Below are 14498 nucleotides of genomic sequence, written 5' to 3' on the forward strand. Positions count from 1 at the left end.
GCCGCATCCGCCGCAGGAGACCCGCAACATGAACTTCTCGCCTCTGCAGCTCCGCAAGCCTGCACTCGCCGCTCTCGGCGAACGGGCCGAAAACCTCTTTCGCGACCACCACTACCGCGAGTGCACGCAGGTCATGCGCCAGTTTGCCGAGGGCGTGCTGCGCACGATCCTCAAGGACGACAGGCACACCTATTCGGAGATGATGCGCACGCCGCTCGTGCGCCAGCTCGCCGACAGCCTCACGTTCGAATACTTCCGCCGCATCCGCGATCTGGGCAACGAGGCCTCGCACTTCAGGCTCGGGACGTCCGGGACGATGCTCGAGACGGGCGAGCGCCACTACCGCGTGCGCACGGCCGACGACGCCGCCGAGTGCCTCAAGTACGGACACGGGATCGCGGTCTGGCTCATGTCGCTTCTCGACCGCGAGTTCCGCTATCCCGACTTCAGGCCGCTCACGCCGCCCAGGGCGAGGATCGCCGCGCAGGGCGCCCCCGTCGTCTTCAACCCCGACCAGCAGGCCGCGATCGAGCTCTCGCAGGGGCGCCATCTCGTGCTCGCACCGCCGGGCTGCGGCAAGACCGCCATCCTCACCGAGCGCATCGCCGTCGCGCTCAAGGACGGCGTGAACCTCTCCGACATGCTCTGCCTCACGTTCACGAACCGAGCCGCGCGCGGCATGAAGGAGCGCATCGACGAGCGCTTCACGGACCGGTGCATGGACACCCTTTACGTGGGCAACCTCCACCGCTTCTGCTCCCGCCTTCTCTTTGACAACGACGTCGTCTCCGAGATCTCGACGATCCTCGACGAGGACGACGTCCACGACGTGATCGAGGGCCTGCTCATCGAGAACATCCCCGGCGGCTGCAGAGGACGATCCCTGCCGGGCAATGCCGCCGACTACATCATGGCGCGCTCGGCAAGGCTCTTTCAGGAGGCGAACGGCTTCCCCGAGGAGACGTTTCATCGCACGCCAGAATTCGACGTCAACAAGAAGAACCAGGACGAGCTCGACGCCTTCGGACTGATCAAGGTCGACGACTTCGGCCGCTGCATCGAGCTCGACCATGCCGCGATCGACGCGGCCGCAAGGCGCTACCTCGAGTACAAGACCGCGCAGCACCTGCTCGACTTCAACGACCTGCTCCTCAAGGCCTGGGCCTGGCTCGACGCCACCCCCGAGGCCTGCGGGCGCTACGCCTGGATCCAGGTCGACGAGGTGCAGGACCTCTCGCCCCTGCAGCTCGACATCGTCAAAAAGCTCTGGAACGACTCGATCGACAGGAGCGTGTGCGTCTACTTCGGCGACGAGCAGCAGGCGATCTTCTCCTTCATGGGCGCCAAGCTCGACACGCTCAGGGCCCTTCACAAGACGCACGAGATCCACCGCCTCTACAGGAACTTCCGCTCGCCCGACTACCTGCTCAACATGTTCAACACCTATGCGCAGCGCGTGCTCGAGTGCGATCCCGAGTTCCTGCCCAAGGCCGAGAAGACGGTCGCAAGACCCGAAGGGGCCCTGCGCGCCATCCGCACGGCCACGCCGCAGTCGCAGCTGATGCTGCTGTGCGACCTGCTCGAAGGGCGACGCCCCGAGGAGACGACGGCCGTCATCGTGCCGAGCAACCGCGAGGCCGACGCCGTCAGCGCCGCCTTCAAGGCACAGGACATCGAGCACTTCAAGATCTCCGGCAGCGACATCTTCAGGCAGAACATCCTCAAGGCCGCCAAGGCCTACCTGAGCGTGCTCAAGGACGACTTCAGAAGCGCCCCCTGGGCCCAGCTCGTCTATCGGCTCAGCTCGAAGAAGAACCTCTCCCTCAAGAAGATCCGAGACTACCTTGCCGTCGAATTTCCCAGGCGCGGGCTTCTTGCCTCCGACCTCATGCTCTACAGCACGCATGACGAAAAGGAGCCCGTCAGCGCGCTCGAGGACTTCATGCGCGCCTACGAGGGCGAGCTCGTCGTCTTCGACACGGAGACCACGGGCCTTGACATCGGCCTCGACGAGGTGATCCAGATCGCCGCCGTCAAGCTGCGTGCGGGCGAAGTCGTCGAGCGGCTCGTGCTCTACCTTGAAACGGAGCGCGAGATTCCGAAGATGCTCGGCAACATCCCGAATCCGATGCTCGAGGAGTACGAGGCGCACCGCGCCGAGCTCGTCACGCCCGAGGCGGGCTTCAAGATCTTCCTCGACTTCGTGGGCTACGCGCCCGTCGTGGGCCACAACGTCGAATACGACGCCAACATCGTCAACGCCCAGTACGCCGTCCTCAAGGACCAGCTCAGGCGCGTGCGCGGCGATGCGGCGGGACCCGACGAGGACGTCGACCGCACCGAGCTCGTGCGCCGCTTCGACACGCTCAAGCTCTCCCATGCGCTCGAGCCCGCGATCCTCAAGGCCGCGGGCCTTGCGCGCCTTCCCTCGCACAAGCTCAAGGACCTCATCGCGGTCCTCGGACTCGAGGGCAGCAACACCCACAAGGCCGACGACGACGTCGAGGCGACCGTCAGCCTGCTGCGCTGGTTCCACGCCCAGGCCCGTCCGCTCGTCGAGCTCCAGCGGCGCTTCCTCTCCAACCCGAGCGTCGTGCGCATGTCCGACACGCTCAGGAAGATCGTGCTCCCGATGTTCCTCGAGCACAGGAACCTCATGTACCGCAGAATGCCCGCCGACGACGAGGCGATCCTCGTCCAGGTCTTCAGGCAGTTCATCGAGGCCCTGCCCAACTACACGGACGACGAGGGCGAGATCGAGAACATCCGCAAGAAGCTCCCGCTCATCTACGAGTACCTCGACCGCGTGCTCATCAACACGACCTCACAGCCGACGCTCTACGCGCAGCTGCAGAGAAACCTCGTGCAGATCAACTCCCTCAAGGAGCCCGACCTCTGCTCGAGCGACATCGTGCGCGACCGCGTCTTCATCTCCACGGTCCACAAGGCCAAGGGGCTCGAGTTCGACAACGTCATCGTCACCAGCGTCATCGACGGCACGTACCCGTTCTTCAAGAACCACGACAAGGCCGACATCCTCGAGGACGCCCGCAAGCTCTACGTCGCCATCAGCCGAACGAAGCGCACGCTCGTCCTGACGATGCCCGCGGCGAACGCCTGGAACTACGCCCAGAGGCCCTCGCGCTTCCTCGAGAGCATCTCAACCTACTTCGAGAAGTCCTCGGCATAGCCGCTGGAAATCCTCTCGAACAGAAACTGCCCCTGCCTTCACGGTGGCCGTTTTCGTTGACGGACACGACGTCAGGCGGCTTCGGCTTCGAAGGCGCGCTCCTCGAACCTGCGCTTGATGCGCTTCATGAGGCGCACGTAGAGGTAGAGCAGCGGCACGACGGTGACGGCCCAGCTGATCGGATAGACGATCATCAGGGTCACGTAGTCGGGGCTTGCCGCGAAGACGGTCCAGACCCAGATGAGGCGCACGGAGCACACGCAGATGAGGGTCGCCATGGCGGGCGGCATCGAGTAGCCGTAGCCTCGCATGGCGCTCGAGGAGACCTCCATGAGCACGCTGATGGGCTCGAAGCTCGCCACCCAGAAGATGCGCGCCATCGCGAGCTCGACGACGGCCGGCACGTCCGTGAAGAGTCCGAGCATCGTGCGTCCGAAGACGAGCACGAGCGCCACCATCAGGACGGTGGCGACCATGTTGAGGCCCGTGGCGACGTAGGTCGCGCGCTTGCAGCGCTCGAGGTTCTTCGCGCCGTAGTTCTGGCTCACGAAGGTCGTGGCGGCCAGACCGAAGGCGTTGATGAAGCAGTAGATGTTGATCTCGATCGTGAAGGCCGCGACCGAACCCGCCATGGCGTCCGCGCCGAGACTGTTGATGGCGGACTGGATGACGAGGTTCGAGATCGAGAAGACCGCGCCCTGAAGGCCCGCGGGCCAGCCGATCCTCACCATCGGGCGCAGCGCCGTCATGTCGATCCGGAACACCTCGCGCGGCTCAATGTGAAGCGGGCCATCGGCCGTTATGAGGCTGAAGAAGAGGAGCGAGGCGGCGAGCGCGTTGGCGAGGACGGTCGCGAGCGCAACACCCGCCGTTCCCATGCCGAAGACGAGCACGAAGAAGAGATTGCCCGCAATGTTGACGAGGGTCGCCGCCACCAGCGCCCAGAGCGGCGTCTGCGTGTCGCCCTGGCTTCGCATCACAGCGGCGAGGAAGTTGTAGATCGCAATGAAGGGCATGCCGAGAAGATAGACGCGCAGATAGGTGAGCGCATCGTCTCTCACGGCCTCGGGCACCGACAGCCAGTCCATGGCGGGCCCCGCGAAGCACTCGCCGACGATCGCCGTGCCTATGCCGAAGATCACCGCCGTGGCGAGCGCCGTGTGCACGGCCCTGTTCGCCCGCTCGGGCTCCTTCATGCCGAGCAGCCTCGCCACCACGACGTTGGCGCCGAGCGCAAGACCCATGCAGAACGCAATGATGAGGCCGATGACGGGCACGTTGTTGCCCACGCCCGCCATCGACTCGTTCGAGACGAAGCGCCCGAGCACCGCAACGTCGGCAGCGTTGAAGAGCTGCTGGAGCATGCCTGTGAAGGCGAGGGGCAGGGCGAAGACGATCATCTTGTCCCAGATCGATCCGTTGAGCATGTCGATCTTCTTGTTCTTGCGGCGCATATCCTTGCGTTGTCCTTTGGCTGGCTGTTGTTCTGCCGTCGAGTCCGGCACTTTCGTTCTTCCGTTCATTCTACCGCCCCCCTCCCGCCCTTCCAAGAGTCCCGAAACGAGCGCGGAGCAGTCTTTTGAGCGACCTCACCCGCGCTTGGCGCGTCGGCCCTTCGCGGCGAGGCGATAGCGTTGCCTCGGGTTCTGGCGCGCCTCGGTGGGCTCGATGACGCCCGCCTCCACAAGACGCTTCACGCGCTTGGCGGCCGTCTGGCGGGAGACGCCCGCAAGGAGCGTGATCTCCTTGACCGAAAGACTGCCCGCCTCCGCGAGCCTCTCCCTGAGAATCGTCTCGAAGTCGGCCTGATCCGCACCCGCCAAAGGCGCTGCGGACTCGTCCGGAGCCTCCGCCCTCACCTCTTCTCTTATGTCGGCTTTTTCCTCCTCGGCCGCCTTTGCGAAGATGACCGTGAAGGCGGCGGGCGTGGTTTCGACGCGCACGGCGAGGCCGTCGGCCCCGCAGCCGAGGATCGCGGCAAACCCGAAGCCCGTGCCTTCGGCGGCGAGGCCACCTGCGAGCGGCGTGAGGGAAAGCATGCGCGCGAGCCTTTCGTTTCGGCTCGCCCTGAGGCCCGCGTCCGAGGCGAGCGCCTCGGGCGCCATGCCGAAGAGTCCGCCCGGGCTCCTGATGTCGACGGCGTCCTCGAAGACGCGCACCCGCACGGGCATGCCTCGTCCTTCAGGCGAATAATCCCTGTGCTCAAGGGCGTTGACGAGCGCGGCGCGAAGGGCTCGGGCGAAGGCCCCATCCGTCGTTTCCGCGGCGGGCGCCCACGACGCCATGACGATCCTCTCCGCCTCCGCGGCCATTTCGGCGGCGGGGCCGGGCACGGGCTTCATGAAGAGCACTCTGCGGCCCTCGTCCGCGCCGTCGCCCCTCGGTCCCTCGAGGACCGACACCTCGAGCACGAGCCTCGGAAAATGCTTCTGCGGGAAGATCGAGCCGGCGACAAGGCCGCCGAGCGTCGGGCAGATCCTGCCGTCGACGCGGGTGAGGACGCCGAGCTGCATCAGGGCCGTCTCGTCGGAGAGTCTCGCGAAGACGTTCGGATGACGCTCCCTCGCAAAGCCGAGCATCGCGGCGATCCGCTCGGCCTCGAGCTCGTCGGGATTCGCGTGCTCGACGGGCTCAATGTCAAAGAGCGGCGGACAGCGCTCCTCCATCATGCGGTAGCGCTCATAGGCGGTCAGAGGCCTGGTGCCCTCGTCAGTTCTCAGAAAGGCGCCCGCACGGCCCGCGCCCTGCACGCGGGCGGGCCTGCGCCTGCGGTCGACCTCATGCACGCGCAGCCAGGCGACGGGCCGTCCGTCAACGGACGCAATCCCCGCCTCCGCGCGCACCTCAGGCTCCACCGCCCCGAGCGCCCCGCGAAGGGCCTCGACCGCCGCCTCGGCATCGAACCCCACCGCAGACCGCCATCCGTCCTCAGGATCGGGGCCGATCAGAATCCATCCGCCCGCCGTGTTCGCAAGGGCCGAAACCGTCGCTGCAAGACTCTCGTCGGGCGCCTTGAGCACCTCGACGCTCCTGCGCAGATTCGCGCCCCTCATGAGACGCGCCAGCACGCCGCCCGCGTCCTCATTCCCGACTTCAGACATGCCGTCCTCCCAACTTGACAAATCAACTGTAAACCCTTCCGCCGGGGTGCACTCCGTCCGCTCCCGCAGCCCCGTCGCGCAACCGGAAATGGCCCCGCGACAGCTCAAACTGTAAACATGCGGTACCGGAACTGTCAACCCCGCCCGCTGACAGTAACGCATACTTTAAACTACAGATCAGACATATTTTACCTTTACACTTGCCGACCCTCTTCCTCCGGCCGGCTCACGGAAAAGCATCCCGGTCATTTCCACTCACGACTGTAAACCACACCAAACCACCGTTCCACCCTTTACAGTTGCAATCCCTCCGTCACTCGAAAATGCATCGTCATGCAACAACTGGAGCTTCAGCTCGACGGGTTCCGAAGCGCTTGTCTTCAGAGCCTGCGAGTCCGCCGTCTCGCCCCGAAGGACGGGCTGAACGCTAGTCGAAGATACTTTGCGAGCTGATTTTCATCGAGCGGCCTCGGCGCATTTTGAGGCCCTCTTTGGCGCGAAGACCGTACGTCCCCTTGAAGTGGCCTTCAAAATGCACCATGCCGCAACGGACGTTCTGATCCTCGAACCGATCCTTCGGGTATGGGCTGCACGAGGTTCCATCATCCCGGATACCTCAGGCGCGCCCGCGTACTCGGAGCCGCGGACGTCGTCGAGCGCTTCATCGTGAAGCAGTCCTGAAAACAATTCGGGCGCCCGCAGCATCTGCCGCAGGCGCCCGAATTGTTCTTGCCCGTCCCTCGACGGCGCCCTTTCCGGGCTTAGCCGCAGACCCAGAGGGCCGTGCGGTAGACGACGAAGGAGAAGGCGTAAGCGAGGAGCGTGTAGGCCACCCACAGGACGGCCGGCGCCTTCCAGGTGCCCATCTCGCGCTTGATGGCGGCGAGCGTCGCGAAGCACGACGGGCTGAAAACGAAGAAGGCGAGGAAGGAGAGGCCCATCGGGATCGTCCAGCTGTGCTGCAGGATCGGCACGAGGGCGTCCTCCGCGTCGCTCGCGGTCGCGTAGAGCGTGCCGAGCACCGAGACGGCCACCTCGCGCGCGCCCATGGCGGGAACGAGCGAGATGCACATCTGCCAGTTGAAGCCGATCGGCGCAAAGAGGGGCTCCAACGCGCGGCCGAGCATGCCCGCGAAGCTGTAGTTGATCGCGGGATCGGTCGCGCCGGCGGGCGCGCCCGGGAAGGTCGTCAGCACCCAGAGGAAGACCGTGAGCGCCAGAATGATCGTGCCCACCTTCTGCAGATAGATGCAGGCGCGCTGCCAGAGGCCGTGCGCGAGCGCGTCGATGCGCGGCAGGTGGTAGCTCGGCAGCTCGAGCATCAGCGTGCGGTTCTCGCCCTTGCCCGTCGTGTGCTTGAGGATCCAGGCGACGACGAGCGCGCCCACCATGCCGAGACAGTAGAGCGCGAAGAGCACGAGGCCCTGCAGGCCCACGCCCCAGACGGAGACGTCGGGCACGAAGGCCGCGATCATCACGGCGTAGACGGGCAGCCTCGCGCCGCAGGTGAGAAGCGGCGCAATGGCGATCGTCGCCCAGCGGTCGCGCTGGTTGCCGACGATGCGAGCCGCCATGATGGCGGGCACCGCGCAGGCGTAGCCCGAGAGAAGCGGCAGGAAGGAGCGGCCCGAAAGGCCCACCGAGCCCATCGTGCGGTCAAGCAGGAACGCCGCTCGCGGCAGGTAGCCCGACTCCTCCATCAGCAGGATGAAGAAGAAGAGGATCAGGATCTGCGGCAGGAACACCACCACGCCGCCCACGCCGCCGATGACGGCGTCGACGAGCAGGTCCTTCACGAACCCGTCGGGCAGGTGCTCGGCGCACAGCTCTCCGAGCATGTTGAAGCCCTCCTCGATCCACTCCATCGGATAGGCGGACCAGGCGAACACCGCCTGGAAGACGAAGAAGAGGATGATCATCAGGATCGTCACGCCGAGCCAAGGATTGAGCACGACGCGGTCGATGCGGTCGGAGAATTCGTCGGGGAAGATCTTGTCAAGCCCGAGCTTGCGCAGGATCCTGTTGAGGCGCGCAAGGTCGTCCTCCTCGGTCGCCTCGGGCACCCAAGACGACCAGGCGGATGGGTCGGAGAGAAGCTCGGTGAGCCTGTCGATGCCCTGCTTGCGCACGGCGATCGTCTCGACCACGGGCACGCCGAGCTCGCGCGAGAGGTCCTCGGCCTTGAGCTCGATCCCGCGGCGGCGCGCGAGGTCCATCATGTTGACCGCCACCACGGCGGGGAGCTTCAGGCGCTGCGCGGCCATGACGAGCTTGAGGCCGCGCCTCAGGTTCGTCGCGTCAAGCACGCAGACGACGAGGTCGGGCCTGCGCTCGCCGCGCGCGACGCCCTTGAGGACGTCGACCGTCACCTTCTCGTCGGGCGAGCGCGGATGAAAGGAATAGGTGCCCGGAAGGTCGAGCACGCGGATCTTCTCGGGCGCGCCGATGAGTTGGCCCTCGACGCGCTCGACGGTCACGCCCGCATAGTTGGCGACCTTCTGCTTCGAACCCGTCAGAATGTTGAAGAGCGACGTCTTGCCGGCATTCGGATTGCCGAGCATCGCGATGAGCGGCCCGGACGGATAGATGTCAACGGTGGAGACGGCCATCAGTCGCGCCTCCTCACCTCGATGCAGCGGGCCTCGACCAGCCTCAGCGCAAACGTCGAGACGCCGATGCGGACCGCGATCGGATCGCCGCCCAGAGCGGCCTTCTGCAACACCACGCACGGTTCGCCCGCGGTGAAGCCGATTTCCTCAAGCCAGATCTCCCAGTCTTCGGGAGCGCCTTCGGCATGGACGCCGACCACCTCGAGCTCGTTTCCGATGGCGGCCTTGTCCAGAGTAAATGTTTCGGACATTTTTAATTATTGAATGGGATTCTGTCTTCTTTCAGCCGTCCCTGCGGGCTCGCTAGGGGATCGACGAGTCCTGCAGAAAAAACGGAACTGAGAAGGAAAATGATTCTCTTTTAGATGAGTGACATTTTACCCTTTTGGCAGGCGATCGGCTAAAGGCAACAAAAAATATTCTCATCCAAATGCATGCGACGAACGCACGGTTTTGAGCCGTCCTCACGCATTACTGCGCGAACGGAATCCAACTGCATGCATTGTCGTTCTTCATGCCTTATTTTCAGAGAACGGCCTTCTCACGTCTCAGGAAGAGAAGAATGTCGCGAAATCGGGAAAAAGGTCAATCGCGGCCGGCAGGAAGAATCCTGAGGCAGAGCGCGCTGCAGACGGCAACGCTGGCGCCGGCGAGGAGCAGCGTGTCGAGCGAGAAATACATCATCAGATGCGGGAAGCAGAAGGCCGAAACGGAGGCCCCCACCCGGCCGACTGCAAAGATCGATCCGACGGCGCTCGCACGCAGAGGTGCGGGGAAGAGCTTGTTGGGATAAAGGTTGTCGAGCGTCGTCTGAAACCCGTAGCTGAAGGCGTACGCCCCGAAGAACAGGCTCAGGAGCATGGGCGAGGACTTTCCACACCCGCGAGCGACGCGGCCATGACGACGGCGGTCACAACCAGCACCTTCGCAGGGTTGATCGTGCGCTTCAGAAGCGTCATCGGAAGGATGCCGATCATGAAGAGCGTGTAGATGAGCGCAACGCGCCCGGTCTGGTCGGCCGATCCCGTCACGTCCGAGAGAATGATCGGGCTGTAGAACAGGATGACCGTGACGGGAATCGTCTGGCAAAGCCAGAATGCGCAGCAGAAGAGCCACTCTCGAGGCTGCGCGCGGAGCACGGCGAGAAGCCCCGCTCTCGGCCTGCTGCAGTTTTTTTATGTGGCCTGCCCCTGCGCACCGCTCTTTGCGACTCGACTACAATAGTCCGACCTCTACTCTTTTCGACAGCACCTCCCATGAGCAGTGAAAAAGCCATTCGAACCCGCGCCTCCATCATCGCCGCCGCACGCAGCATCATTCTCAAGGAAGGCATCGGCGCGCTCACCATGGATCGCGCTGCTCAGGAAGCCGGCATGAGCAAGGGCGCCTGCATGTACCACTTCAAGACGAAGCGCGCGCTTCACGCCGCGCTCATCGAAGACTATGCCGCCCACCTTGAAAGCCAGATGAAGCGCCACGAAGGTCTCTTCGAAGGCCGTCCCGACGAAACGCTCGTGCCGGGCTTCGTCGAATGGTTCAAGACCTTCGACGCCGACACGCGCGACTGGGCCGATGTCGGCGTCGCTCTGCTGTCCAACTTCTTTCACGACGAAGAACTCATGAAGCCCGTGCACGACTGGTACCAGAGACTCTGGGGCCGAATCCTCGCCCTTCCGGAAGAGGAGCGCGTGCCGCGCTTCGTGGCCATCATGGCGCTCGAAGGCTTCTTCTACACAAAGAAATTCGGCGTCAATCCGCCCTTTGCCGAGCTCAACATGCAGGCCTACGGCTTCATCAATGAAAAGCTCGTCGGACACGACGTTCCGAGCAAAAAACAGCGCAGCGCCTGACAACACTCCGTCCATCCGACAAATACTTGCGGCAATCTCAGAATCGCTTGAATCGGCCAAAGCTGTTGATTCACGGCTGCGTACCGCCGCGCCCGATCATGTCCGCCGCCATGCGGCAGAACGCTCGTGCCGCCAGACTCTGATACACGTGCTCATTCCAAGCGATGACCACCGTCTGCACGGGCAGCACGTCCTCAAGAGAGGCAAAACGGCAACGCCGGTGCAGTTCGTGCTGCCTAATGAGATGCTCCTGGCAGACAGTCCAACAAAGTCCTTCCGCCACAAACGGAAGCCTGAGTCCCGGCTTTAATGCCATCATCGGCATTGCGTGCACGGGAATGCCGAGCGCCCGGCTCAGTATCTCCTTTCTTTCCTGATGATTGCTGGGACAAAGAAACGGCAGTCCTGCAATCGGCATCAGATCGACTGAGGTTGCCTTTGGATAAACGCCTTCGCCATTGAATGGCACGCCGACGCTCGCATATTCCGGCGCATCGGGCACTGCCATCAGATATCGCTCCTCAACAAGCGGATAGGCGTTGAGATCAGCCGTCATGAGCCGTTGAAAAAGCACGCCGACATCGGCTCGCCCGGATGCAAGCGCATCAGGAACGTCCTCCAGCAAGAGATCCAATGTCAGGTCAAGCTCAACTTTCGGGTATGCACGTGCAAACGCAGCCGCGACCGGCATCAGCATGCTGATCGAGCGCTCAGAACTGCATGCAATCCGCACGCGTCCGGTGCGCAGCTCCTTGAAGTCGGCGCACTGCTGAAGCGTCTCCACCTCGATAAGCGCCATGCGGCGGAGGCTGTCGAAGACGACCTCGCCCAAAGGCGTCAGGCGAAGGGGCGAGGCATGGCGGTCCACGATCATGGCGCCGTATTTTTCCTCAAGACGCCGCAGGCTCTGCGAAACATGGGGCTGCGTCACGCCGAGCCGCTCTGCCGCTCTGCGAAAGCTCCTCTCCTCCACCAAGGCCTCCAGAAGGCCGAAAGCTCTTTGAGTCATGCTGCCACCAATAACAACTTAGTGATTGTTCATAAAACTTTGATTATTGGATTGTAATACATCGAGATTTATAGAATGCATTTCAGGCCTTCTCGAAAGATCGTGACCGGATCTTAAGACAGGCAACATTCAAAGGAGAAACACAATGCACAAGATCGCTCACATGACCGCCGCCGTCCTCGCAGCGACGGCCTGCTCCGCTCAAGCGGCCGACGTCATCGAACTCTGGCCCGAAGGCGCTCCCAACAAGAGCACCATCACGGCCGCCGAGGAAACGAACGCCCAGGGCTCCATCTTCAACGTCACGCGCGCCCGCCTCGAAGTCTCGGCTCCGGCCAATCCCAACGGCAAGGCCGTCATCGTCATCCCGGGCGGCGGCTACGGCAATCTGTCGATGAGCACCATTGAAAAGAGCTTCGTTCCGTTCTTCCATTCCCAGGGCTTCACGACGTTCGTGCTCAAGTATCGGCTTCCGAAGGGCAACCCGGAAGTGCCGCTCGCAGATGCCAACAAGGCCGTTGAAACCGTTCGCTCTCTCTTCGGCAAGTACAACCTGCACACCGTCGGCGTGATGGGCGCGAGCGCCGGCGGCCACCTGGCCGCCATGTCGAGCGTCTCCTGCAAGGGCGCCGCCTGCCCAGACTTTTCGGTTCTCGTCTATCCGAACATCACGATGATGCAGGAGGAATCCCAGCCAAAGAGCTCCTGCCGCAACAATCTCATCGGGCCCGCCCGCTCCGTGAAGTACGATACGACGTTCTCGGCGTACAAGCATGTTTCGCTTACGACGCCGCCCGCCTTCCTCGCCGTGTCCGCCGGCGATGAGTATGCCGGCAGCCTCGGCTCCATGCTCTACGCCCGCGCCATGATCGAAAACGCCCGCCCCGTCACGCTTCACGTTTACGAATCGGGCAACCACGGCTGGGGCGCCGAATCCTCCGCCGACTTCCCGGACGGCGACAACTTCCGCACCGATCTCTCCATGTGGCTGAAGAAGATCAAGTAACAAGCTGCGCACAACCCATTGCGGGCGAGCCGGACCAGAATGCCCGCCCGCAATGTCATCAGACCAACAAAAGCTGTTTTGCTAGAAGGAGAACAGCCATGCTTTTCCAACGCACTCCTCTCGTCATGGCGCTCGTCCTCGCGGGCGCCTGCTCCGTGGCCACGGCCGCTCAGGCCGATGTCGTCCGTGTTGAATCCGGCGACCTCACGGGCTTCGTGAAAACCATCCCGGGCACGAACGTCCGAGTGGACGTCTTCCTCGGCGTGCCCTACGCGGCCGCCCCGGTCGGCCAGAACCGCTGGGCTTCGGCCAAGCCCGCCGCCGCATGGCGGGGCATCCGCCAGGCCGACACCGCCCCGCAGCCCTGCAAGCAGAAGGGCCAGGGTAGCGAAGACTGCCTCTACGTGAATATCTACAGACCCGCCGGCACCGCGGCCGGCGCCAATCTTCCAGTGGCCGTCTACGCACACGGCGGCGGCAATACGGGCGGCAACGCCAGCGAGCATGACGGCGCTCGTCTTGCCGCCGAAAACGGCATCATCGTCATGACGGTCCAGTACCGTCTCGGCGCCTTCGGCTTCCTCAAGCTTCCCAGCATGGATTCGTCCGCCGGCAACTTCGGCATCACCGACACGCAGACTGCGCTTGCATGGGTGAAGCGCAATGCCGCAGCCTTCGGCGGCAATCCCGACAAAGTCACGTTGGCAACCGAATCGGCGGGCTCGACCAATGCCTGTCGAATCCTCGTTGATCCGAAGTCGAAGGGGCTCGTGGCAGGTGTTATCCTTCAGAGCGAGGACTGCATTCACGACGTTGACTCGCCCAAACAGGCCAAGGAGCGCGCCGACAAGTTCCTCGTGCTCACCGGCTGTGCCGGCGAAGCAGATCCGCTTGCCTGCCTGAGGAAGCTCTCGACCGACAAGCTAGCCGTCGCCAGCGCCGCGCTCGGCGGCTGGAATCCCGTTTCCGACACGAGCGCCGTGAGCGAAATCGCCAAGGGCAACTGGATCAAGGTCCCGGTGCTCTCCGGCTCCAACAAGGAGGAGGGCCGCTCCGCCGGCGCCGCCTATGTCGGCTGGAAGTATCCCGACTACAAGGCCTGGGTCGTCAAGCTCGTGGGCGAGCAGAGCGCCGTCGAGGCTCTGAAGATCTACGATCCGAAGAAGCACGAAGGCCAATACGCGCTTGAATACACGATCGGCGACTTCATCACCGACAGCGGCATGCGCGGCTTGGGCGGCTGCACCAACCTGACGCTCGCCGAAGCAATGGCCCAAACCGGCGCCTCGGCGCCCTGGATCTACACATTCGAGGACTCCACCGTGCCCACGTCTCCGAGTCGCCACAAAGGCTACGACAACGCCGCAAGCCATGCGGCCGAGCTCACCTACCTCTTCCCGGATGCCGGCCAGTACCTGCCGCGCTCCGTCCGCATGACGGACGAGCAGCGTGCGCTTGCACGCCAGATGCGCGCCTACTGGGGCAATTTCGTCAAGCACCAGAACCCGAACGGCGAAGGCCTCCCCGTCTGGAAACCCTTTGAGGGCGAAGGCGCCATGATGGCACTTCGACTCAACGGCAAGAGCCAGACCGTCCCCGCCTCGTACTTTGCGGACCTGCACCACTGCAGCTTCTGGCACTCGATCCCCGTCGTGCTCGACCGCGGCGACCGCTGATCGAACCTCATGGCGAAGCCGCCTCCCGGTCGGCTTCGCTCAAAAGTCCCGCCGCCA

General features: G+C 63.8%; 11 protein-coding genes. 4 read left to right on the forward strand and 7 right to left on the reverse strand.

What is annotated here, in order from left to right; translation table 11 throughout:
* Nucleotides 1–28: 28 nt before the first annotated feature.
* Nucleotides 29–3190: a UvrD-helicase domain-containing protein gene (locus HMPREF9465_RS04255; protein WP_005434429.1), complete on the forward strand. Its 3162-nt coding sequence runs from the start codon at nucleotides 29–31 to the stop codon at nucleotides 3188–3190.
* 71 nt (nucleotides 3191–3261) lie between these two features.
* On the opposite strand, the gene HMPREF9465_RS04260 is transcribed toward HMPREF9465_RS04255, so the two are convergent.
* From HMPREF9465_RS04260 to HMPREF9465_RS04285, 6 genes are all read right to left on the reverse strand, one after another.
* Entirely contained in the window at nucleotides 3262–4644 is a 1383-nt protein-coding gene (locus HMPREF9465_RS04260) for an MATE family efflux transporter (RefSeq protein WP_005434431.1), read from the reverse strand.
* 135 nt (nucleotides 4645–4779) lie between these two features.
* Nucleotides 4780–6291 (reverse strand): ATP-binding protein, encoded by a 1512-nt coding sequence (locus tag HMPREF9465_RS04265; protein WP_005434433.1) that lies wholly within the window; start codon nucleotides 6289–6291, stop codon nucleotides 4780–4782.
* Between the two features lie 761 nt (nucleotides 6292–7052).
* Nucleotides 7053–8900 carry a ferrous iron transporter B gene (gene feoB, locus HMPREF9465_RS04270; protein ID WP_005434435.1) on the reverse strand — a complete coding sequence of 616 codons (1848 nt, stop codon included), beginning with the start codon at nucleotides 8898–8900 and terminating at the stop codon, nucleotides 7053–7055.
* Nucleotides 8900–9151, reverse strand: a complete 252-nt coding sequence (locus HMPREF9465_RS04275; protein WP_005434437.1) for a FeoA family protein — start codon at nucleotides 9149–9151, stop codon at nucleotides 8900–8902. The genes feoB and HMPREF9465_RS04275 overlap by 1 nt, the downstream gene beginning before the upstream one ends.
* A gap of 334 nt (nucleotides 9152–9485) precedes the next feature.
* The gene (locus HMPREF9465_RS04280) at nucleotides 9486–9761 is read right to left on the reverse strand and encodes a hypothetical protein (RefSeq protein WP_005434438.1); all 276 of its coding nucleotides are present in this window, start codon (nucleotides 9759–9761) and stop codon (nucleotides 9486–9488) included.
* Nucleotides 9752–10039 carry a hypothetical protein gene (locus HMPREF9465_RS04285; protein ID WP_005434440.1) on the reverse strand — a complete coding sequence of 96 codons (288 nt, stop codon included), beginning with the start codon at nucleotides 10037–10039 and terminating at the stop codon, nucleotides 9752–9754. The genes HMPREF9465_RS04280 and HMPREF9465_RS04285 overlap by 10 nt, the downstream gene beginning before the upstream one ends.
* Before the next feature lie 117 nt (nucleotides 10040–10156).
* Between HMPREF9465_RS04285 and HMPREF9465_RS04290 the strand changes: the two genes are divergently transcribed.
* Nucleotides 10157–10750, forward strand: coding sequence for a TetR/AcrR family transcriptional regulator (locus HMPREF9465_RS04290; RefSeq protein ID WP_005434442.1), 594 nt, complete (start codon nucleotides 10157–10159; stop codon nucleotides 10748–10750).
* 70 nt (nucleotides 10751–10820) lie between these two features.
* Here HMPREF9465_RS04290 and HMPREF9465_RS04295 read toward each other — a convergent pair whose 3' ends face one another.
* Nucleotides 10821–11759 (reverse strand): LysR family transcriptional regulator, encoded by a 939-nt coding sequence (locus tag HMPREF9465_RS04295; RefSeq protein WP_038006504.1) that lies wholly within the window; start codon nucleotides 11757–11759, stop codon nucleotides 10821–10823.
* Between the two features lie 145 nt (nucleotides 11760–11904).
* Here HMPREF9465_RS04295 and HMPREF9465_RS04300 point away from each other — a divergent pair, with 145 nt between their 5' ends.
* Both HMPREF9465_RS04300 and HMPREF9465_RS04310 read left to right on the forward strand, forming a co-directional pair.
* Nucleotides 11905–12765 carry an alpha/beta hydrolase gene (locus tag HMPREF9465_RS04300; RefSeq protein WP_005434444.1) on the forward strand — a complete coding sequence of 287 codons (861 nt, stop codon included), beginning with the start codon at nucleotides 11905–11907 and terminating at the stop codon, nucleotides 12763–12765.
* Nucleotides 12766–12863: 98 nt separating this feature from the next.
* Nucleotides 12864–14441, forward strand: coding sequence for a carboxylesterase/lipase family protein (locus HMPREF9465_RS04310; protein WP_005434445.1), 1578 nt, complete (start codon nucleotides 12864–12866; stop codon nucleotides 14439–14441).
* Nucleotides 14442–14498 lie beyond the last annotated feature (57 nt).

This window comes from Sutterella wadsworthensis 2_1_59BFAA, assembly GCF_000297775.1.
Taxonomy (GTDB): Bacteria; Pseudomonadota; Gammaproteobacteria; order Burkholderiales; family Burkholderiaceae_F; genus Sutterella; species Sutterella wadsworthensis_A.

Excerpts from the sequence above, each read along its gene's own strand:
- HMPREF9465_RS04255 (WP_005434429.1), top strand. The coding sequence starts at position 29 with ATGAACTTCTCGCCTCTGCAGCTCCGCAAGCCTGCACTCGCCGCTCTC.
- HMPREF9465_RS04260 (WP_005434431.1), bottom strand. The coding sequence starts at position 4,644 with ATGCGCCGCAAGAACAAGAAGATCGACATGCTCAACGGATCGATCTGG.
- HMPREF9465_RS04265 (WP_005434433.1), bottom strand. The coding sequence starts at position 6,291 with ATGTCTGAAGTCGGGAATGAGGACGCGGGCGGCGTGCTGGCGCGTCTC.
- feoB (WP_005434435.1), bottom strand. The coding sequence starts at position 8,900 with ATGGCCGTCTCCACCGTTGACATCTATCCGTCCGGGCCGCTCATCGCG.
- HMPREF9465_RS04275 (WP_005434437.1), bottom strand. The coding sequence starts at position 9,151 with ATGTCCGAAACATTTACTCTGGACAAGGCCGCCATCGGAAACGAGCTC.
- HMPREF9465_RS04280 (WP_005434438.1), bottom strand. The coding sequence starts at position 9,761 with ATGCTCCTGAGCCTGTTCTTCGGGGCGTACGCCTTCAGCTACGGGTTT.
- HMPREF9465_RS04290 (WP_005434442.1), top strand. The coding sequence starts at position 10,157 with ATGAGCAGTGAAAAAGCCATTCGAACCCGCGCCTCCATCATCGCCGCC.
- HMPREF9465_RS04295 (WP_038006504.1), bottom strand. The coding sequence starts at position 11,759 with ATGACTCAAAGAGCTTTCGGCCTTCTGGAGGCCTTGGTGGAGGAGAGG.
- HMPREF9465_RS04300 (WP_005434444.1), top strand. The coding sequence starts at position 11,905 with ATGCACAAGATCGCTCACATGACCGCCGCCGTCCTCGCAGCGACGGCC.
- HMPREF9465_RS04310 (WP_005434445.1), top strand. The coding sequence starts at position 12,864 with ATGCTTTTCCAACGCACTCCTCTCGTCATGGCGCTCGTCCTCGCGGGC.